Annotated in this window: 3 protein-coding genes; 1 reads left to right on the top strand and 2 read right to left on the bottom strand. The window is 35.4% G+C overall.

Annotated features, from left to right (window positions below):
* The first annotated feature begins 92 nt into the window (after nucleotides 1–92).
* On the top strand, nucleotides 93–299 hold the full coding sequence (locus B050_RS0113970; protein WP_018474558.1) for a hypothetical protein: 207 nt from the start codon (nucleotides 93–95) through the stop codon (nucleotides 297–299).
* Nucleotides 300–389: 90 nt separating this feature from the next.
* Here the strand turns inward: B050_RS0113970 and B050_RS0113965 are convergent, their stop codons facing one another.
* On the bottom strand, nucleotides 390–1,073 hold the full coding sequence (locus B050_RS0113965) for a hypothetical protein (protein WP_018474557.1): 684 nt from the start codon (nucleotides 1,071–1,073) through the stop codon (nucleotides 390–392).
* A gap of 8 nt (nucleotides 1,074–1,081) precedes the next feature.
* Nucleotides 1,082–1,402, bottom strand: a complete 321-nt coding sequence (locus tag B050_RS22485; RefSeq protein WP_018474556.1) for a hypothetical protein — start codon at nucleotides 1,400–1,402, stop codon at nucleotides 1,082–1,084.
* Between the last annotated feature and the right edge of the window lie 139 nt (nucleotides 1,403–1,541).

Genomic DNA, 1,541 nt, shown 5'->3' with positions numbered 1-1,541 from the left:
GGTATTCATAATGCCTGTATCAATATGGGGTTTGTCAGACGGATATTGAGAACGGGCATTTACTGCCCTCTATTGATATTGTGCAACGCTTAATGAAGGTATTTGCCGTGAATGCCGACAACCTTTTGGACGATAATGAAAACAGTGTGGTGGAGCTTCAAAACCACGAACTTAACGAACAGTTGATGTTGATTAATCAACTTGATGAAGATGAAAAAAATGCACTGGTTAAAATTATCAACTCAATGCTTACCAAAAAACGAATGAAGGATTTATTAGACGGTAAAGTAAATTTCTAAAATACATTTTTTGCCTTTTAGGACAATTTATAACGACTATAAAGTTTCCATTTTGGACAATAAAAAAGCCTCGATGTTCGGGGCTTTTGATTATGCTGTAAGTTCTGAACTTTTCAAGTGAGATATTTTTTTATCCTGCCTGTTTGCTTCTATCTGCTTTAAAAATTCATCCCTGTTGGTTATAGTTGCCTGTAAACCTTGAAGCCATTGGCTTACATCAATTCCACAAGCCTTAAAGTGGTTTACATCCCAACTTCTTTTACTTATCTGCTCTAATACTTTTTGAGCTTCTTCAATACTTATAAATAAAGCCGTTTTTAATTTTGCTTCTTGAAGTACAGCTTGTAAATAAGAGTTTGGGGCAGCACTCAATGGCGGTTTTTGGGAACTATCCTCAATTGAAGTTGCTAACTGTTTTAAAGAAATATTTCCTTCAAATGGCAATGGCGTTTGGTTCTTTACGCTATTCACCACATCATCAAAAAATACACTATGCTTTTCATAAGGTATATCGTACTGATAACCTTTTTTGTTTTTAAAATCACTCAAATAAATAGGGTAATCAAGACTTGCCTTTATATCCTTTTTCCATATTGGATATAATACAAAATATGGACTGTAACTTTCAGTATGTGGAGACTTTATCAACTCAATTCCAAGAACACAAGAACCAACAACCTTATACAACTTATTTTGAGCATACATAGTCAATTGAGGAAAGGCATTTTGCCAATCCTCAATTACTTTCTTTTTTATTGTTTTATCTATTGCCATTCCTGTTGCTAAGGTTTAATAATTTGTATTCCATAGCCTGGGAAACTATTTGAATATTTCAAGAATTGAGAATTACTCATGAAAGCATTACCAAATTTGAAATCATAAATCATCTTGGTACTGTGATTAACTGCATCTAAAAATCCTCTTCCCGCAGGGCCATTAAAGTAATTACTACCCAAACTAAGGTTTCCTCCATACATACTTTGATAACGACTTAAAAGATTTTTAGCATAAGTATGTTTTAATGTTCCTGCAACGCCTCCTGAACCTCCAATAGCTGCTTCTGCCTTCTGTGCTGCCTTAGTTACAAGCTGCAATTCGGACATTCCCCCCCTTAGCGGCATCATCGGCCAATGAAGCTGATGATTAAAATATTTTTTCGCCTAATCCTTTAGCAGGGGCCGAGAAATGGGCTATTTTAACCTTAGTCAAGTTAACCACTGCTTCGCTCATCCTCCACTCCAC

The sequence above is a fragment of the Echinicola pacifica DSM 19836 genome, from assembly GCF_000373245.1.
Taxonomy (GTDB): Bacteria; Bacteroidota; Bacteroidia; order Cytophagales; family Cyclobacteriaceae; genus Echinicola; species Echinicola pacifica.
Note: the sequence above shows the minus strand (reverse complement) of the source record. Positions and strands in the feature narration are given on the sequence as shown.